This window comes from Armatimonadota bacterium (assembly GCA_028871815.1).
Lineage (GTDB): Bacteria > Armatimonadota > Chthonomonadetes > Chthonomonadales > Chthonomonadaceae > REEB205.
Genome location: JAGWMJ010000022.1, coordinates 1 through 4,837, shown reverse-complemented (window position 1 = coordinate 4,837; position 4,837 = coordinate 1). Strand labels below are relative to the sequence as shown.

The 4,837-nt window shown below is 61.4% G+C and carries 3 protein-coding genes and 1 pseudogene; all 4 read right to left on the bottom strand.

The window, feature by feature from the left end; all coding sequences use genetic code 11:
* The 4 genes and pseudogenes from KGJ62_15725 to KGJ62_15710 all read right to left on the bottom strand — a co-directional run bounded on the left by KGJ62_15725 (nucleotide 1) and on the right by KGJ62_15710 (nucleotide 4,477).
* A pseudogene (locus KGJ62_15725) lies at nucleotides 1-205 on the bottom strand (tetratricopeptide repeat protein).
* A 397-nt stretch (nucleotides 206-602) separates the two neighbouring features.
* Nucleotides 603-2,261, bottom strand: coding sequence for a hypothetical protein (locus KGJ62_15720; GenBank protein ID MDE2128030.1), 1,659 nt, complete (start codon nucleotides 2,259-2,261; stop codon nucleotides 603-605).
* A 485-nt stretch (nucleotides 2,262-2,746) separates the two neighbouring features.
* Entirely contained in the window at nucleotides 2,747-3,556 is an 810-nt protein-coding gene (locus KGJ62_15715) for a hypothetical protein (GenBank protein ID MDE2128029.1), read from the bottom strand.
* A 117-nt stretch (nucleotides 3,557-3,673) separates the two neighbouring features.
* Entirely contained in the window at nucleotides 3,674-4,477 is an 804-nt protein-coding gene (locus KGJ62_15710) for a hypothetical protein (protein MDE2128028.1), read from the bottom strand.
* Between the last annotated feature and the right edge of the window lie 360 nt (nucleotides 4,478-4,837).

Sequence of the window (4,837 nt, the reverse complement as noted above, 5' to 3'; positions counted from 1 at the left end):
ACGTCTTCAGCAGCCGCTCCACGGCCGCGCGGGCCTCCGCGGTTTCACCCGTTCTCGCCAGCATTTCGCACAGCGCCCTCTGTGCCAGCGGGTCATCCGGCGCCAGTTCGGCCGCCCGCCGGATCGCCGTGACGGCGCTCGCCTTAGACCCACTGCCCATGAGCTGGCCGGCAAGCAGTCGCCACGCCCGGGCATCGCCCGGACGGCGCGGCTAATTTCAGACTTGTTGCTTTCCGTGCCTGCCTGCCGTGTCACGGGCGAAGTAGACGATTCGGGCGCGGTGCAGGATGGACAGACGGAGGGTATCTGAGCGGCGGGACGCAACAATGCCTCGAGCGAACTGAGGATAAACCGCCGCGTTAAGGAGATGAAACCTGTGGCTGCCGGGCACCGGGCGTTCCATATTGATGCAGTGGAGCGAAACCGCCTTTCTCATCGGCCGTCAAGGACGCTCCGACCCTCCATCCAAAACCTGGATGGAGGGTCGAGGCTTGATGCGAGGTAGGCAGTCACATCTGAGCGCCCGCGCTACTCGACCAGTGTCGTTAGCCGTGAACGCCGTGTGTTTGCCGGTGTGGTGTTTAGTTGCTCCGTGAGCTTTCCTACGGGAGCACCACGGCATTCAAGGGCTCAAGGAAGTCCGATAGTCCGAGGTAAACGGGCTCCGTTTGCCCGGCAGCGCCTGCGCTAGCCGGGAACCGAAGCGTCAGCGAATAATGCGCGCCCGGCACGATGTAACTACCGGTGTTTATTGGGAGTTTGGTAAGCGTGTTGGTGTTGCCCAGGTACGCCCACGTCAGGCTGACATAGTGCGCGGGGCTATTGCCGAAGTTCGTGAGGGTGATAGGCACATTGATGCTCCCGTCGGCGTTTCGCGTCATAGTACCAACCGCGAAACTAATCGCTGACCCCGGGGCAACCACCGTGAATGGTGCCGGCGCCGACGACCCGCTCGCCTGGGTGACCGTTATCGGGTAGTTGCCGGGGATAGTCAACAGCGCGGTTGGAATGGTTGTCGTGATATGCCCGCTGTCAACGTAGGTGGTCTGAAGCGCCGCACCGTTGAACTTTGCGATCGCATCAGAAGTAAACGTGCCGCCGGCAATGGTTATGGTGTCCGGAATGGCCCAGTCCACCGCACTCTCTTGCGGCGTTATGCCGGTTATCGCCGGAGGTCCACCAATAGCTTTATACGTCCATATCGTACCGGCCGCGCCGCTGCCGCCATTCGTGCAGGTTCCCCAGATTGAGCCATCACTCGCCTGCACGAGTTGGCAGTAGGGGTATGCTCCGTCGGAGTTATCGCCAGTTGAGTTGAGCGCCGCGAACGAATGCACGAGCACGAAGTTAGAACCTAGCGGGGCGCCGGGGATTATCTTGTAAACGGTTCCAGTGTTGTTTGCGCCACCCTCGTTACACGTGCCGTATAGGTCCCCGTCGCTCGCCTGAATGAGCCCGGCCTCAGGATATGCACCGTCCGCAGATCCGCCCGTAAATGTGTACACAACCTGGAAGTGAGATCCGTCCAGGGCGATTCTCCAGACCGTGCCAAAGCCCAGTTCAGCTGGGAAGGCGCCGCCAAAAACGCATGTGCCGTAAAGGAATCCGTCCGAAGCATGCAGCAAGGTGCACTTCGGATCCTGTCCATCCGCGCCTCCGGTAAAAGTGTAGGCCCAGGGATTTGCGAACGGATTGTACGTTTCGTCCCTTATCTGTCCGGTCGCCGTACCGCCGGTGTTCAAGTTGATTCCTGTCTCACCGGAGAGCGTATAGGCGAACGATCTGTTAGGCAGCTGCAGCATTGCGGCCTGCGGCCCACTAGGGGCATAGAACTGGTCGAGCCAGTTGCCGGAACCGGCCAGATTAGTCTCGAATGCCGTGCCGCCACCTGTCCCAGGGTAGCCGCCGTTCTCGCACGTTCCGTAAAGGTTCCCGTCAAGCGCCTGTACCAACGTCCCCTTTGGATACATGCCGCCGTCGATGCTGTCGGCGTACAACAGCGCCACGTAATGAGTTGCATTGAAGTCAGTCCTGTACACCACGCCGGAATTCCCGGAGCCACCGAACGTGCAGGTTCCATAGAGGAGGCTGTTGTTCGCTTCGTACGGTGCGGCCTCAGGCGTCGCTCCGTCGCCTCCTCCTCCCGTGAACGCATAGATTGGCACGAATGTCCCCTGCGGAGTGATTTGATACAACGTGCCCAGGGAGTACGCACCGCCGTTCGAGCACGTGCCGTACAGATTCCCGTCAGAGGCCTGCATGAGGCCGCATAATGGCTCACCGCCGTCCGCGGACTGGTTGAATTGGTGTTTAACGGCGAAGATCTGGGCGCTGGCTACGCCAGCCGCCGCGATCAACAGTGCCGTTGCAGCCACCCCGCCGAGCCAACGCGTCAGTAAAGAACAATGTGATACAGCGCTCATGTGGCTGCATGTCGTGGCTGGCCGGCATGTTCGAGTCAGCGAGCCAGGGAGAGAAGTACTCTTTGTCATCCGGTTAGCTCCTAAAATGGGCATTTCACTCTGAAGGTAGCATCGCACTCAATCGGAGATCGCCGCAGGGACGGTCCGTTACTGCATTAACGCTGGGTCCAAACTGTCGATCACAAACTTTTCGACTTTGTCGCATTATCGGCGCCGCGTCTCAGCCTAGGACTGCTGCAGTTGCGATTCGCGCCGCTCGGCAGCCGGTCGGCCTTTCTCATTGGCGCCCGGATGTCGCCCCACCCAGCGGCCAAGCCCGGCGGTTACCTCATAATCAGCCGCACCGCTTCCATCGCAAATGGGCGCCGGGCTACAACCGGCAGGGCCCGCAAATCCCGCAATACTGCGCCCGAAAGGCGCCTCCACCGTGCCCATGCTGCGTTATGGCTGGCGGCGGTGGTGTAAAACTGCTGGCCGGCGCCGGGCACAACGCCTTCGAAGCCGGCCATAGCGGCACGCATCTCTGCCCCAAGGTCGGCGCTGCTGGCTGTATCGCGGTTCATTCGGTCTGGAACGCCGTAGATCGCATTCAGCGTGTGAGCCGCAAGGTCCGGCATGAGGCAGTCCATACGCTGGTCGCCGAAGCCTTCACCGGGCTGATGCATGTCGTCCCACATGTTGTGGTTGATTCTCCGCCATGCGGCAAACGCCGCCGCGGCCCGACGCACTGCAGTCCGCTCGCCAGGCGGAAGCGCCGCGAGCAGTTCAGCGTCATACCGCTTTCGTAATCGCGCGTACAGGGCCCAGAGGTCGGCATCGGACGCATTGGAGAAGTTCTCTGACCCTAAAGCCGCTGTTGCGCGGCGGTCCAGCTCCTTTGCGCCCCAGGCAAACGCCTGTTCCGGCGTAAAGCGGAACGAGCCGGCGCCCGCCACGGAGAACCCAACGGCCCGGCCGGTCCATGCGAGGTTGGGTAGCTGTGGATGCGGCGCGGCCGAAGCGGGCGGCTGACAGAAACACAGCCACCCTGCCGCCACGGCAAGGACAAAGGCGCACCGCGCCCGCCGGGCCACTCTTGAACTTGACCTGCTCACACACTGCGTCCTCAACCGGTCCGGTTCTATCGATGTCATTGTGATTTCAATGCCTCCTGCGGCGGAAGGTTCTGGCGCTGCGCCGTGCAAGTTTGCCGCCGGTTGGCAACATAAGACCAACCGTCGGCGAACTGGTTTGGCGCAGCAGACTGCGGGCTACCGCACCGTGAATTGCGTTCTGGCAATGCAGACGTCACCATTCACGCCGAATCCCTCGATATGCCAGAAGCAGATCACGCGGTAGATTCCACGCATTGCAGTGCCGGTGAAACGCACCGATCCTTGGAACGTGCCGCTTTGTCCCGTCAGACTCCTGGAGGCACGCCGCACGGCACCACCGGGCGTAATCACGATGAACTGCGCACCCACGGCCGTGCCGTGGGTGCCAGAGACCGAATAGTGGATGACGACTGGCCTCCCCACCGGCACCGAGTGTGCAGATAGAGTGACCGCACCTACACCGCCGTACGGGTTCGGACGCGGGTTGATAAGGCCCGGCGGCGCTGGCTTGCTCGCGACGGTCGGTCGGCCAAGTGCGGCCGCCGTACCAGCGACGCCGTGCACCTGTATCTCGAATTGGGCGCCATTAGCGGGAGGCATGCCGGCAGCGACCACGTACAACAGGCCGGAGCGGCTGGCTTTCCAGGTGGCAGTCGCGCCGAAGCCGCCAGCGGACCCAAAAGTACCCTGCGTAAGTTGCGTCTTGCGATCGTGTGATAGCAATTGGATCCGGGTACGCCCATTTGGACCGTGATCGAGGGTACTAATCGTGTAGGTGTGCCCGGTTTGGGCCAGGAACGAGAACCATTGACTCGTGTTCCCTGAGAATTGCCGTAGCAGCGGCGGAAGATGGTTCACGGAAATGCGCGTGACGGTTTGGGCGCCCGCCGCCATCGGAACCAGTGTGAGCGTGCAGGCAGCCGCCGCAAACGCTCTTAAGGCTGTCAGGTATCGTTGCATAGCATCTCTCCAGTGTCGGATAGCAGCGCACAAAGCGGTTTGATCGTCTAGTTTTTCGACCGGGCGTAGGAGAGCACGCCAATACCGATCATGACCAACCCAATCCAGCGGGCTGATCCGAGCGCATTGAGCACGATGCAAAGTGCGCCTACAACTATAAGCCCGAATCCACTGCCCTGGCCTGTCATAGTTTCCGGCCTCGCTTCCAGGTTGTTTGACTGCCGTCGCGCGACACGTTCGACTGCGCGGCAGTTGGTGGTTTGGTCTCCGCAGCGAAACCCGCCGCAGTAATAACTTCAACCGGCGCCACCATATCACAAGCTTTTCGAGTTTCCCGCCGCTCGCAGCATCGCTGCTTAC

Coding starts and splice junctions, on each gene's coding strand:
- KGJ62_15720 (MDE2128030.1), bottom strand. CDS start 2,261: ATGCAGGCCTCTGACGGGAATCTGTACGGCACGTGCTCGAACGGCGGT.
- KGJ62_15715 (MDE2128029.1), bottom strand. CDS start 3,556: ATGACATCGATAGAACCGGACCGGTTGAGGACGCAGTGTGTGAGCAGG.
- KGJ62_15710 (MDE2128028.1), bottom strand. CDS start 4,477: ATGCAACGATACCTGACAGCCTTAAGAGCGTTTGCGGCGGCTGCCTGC.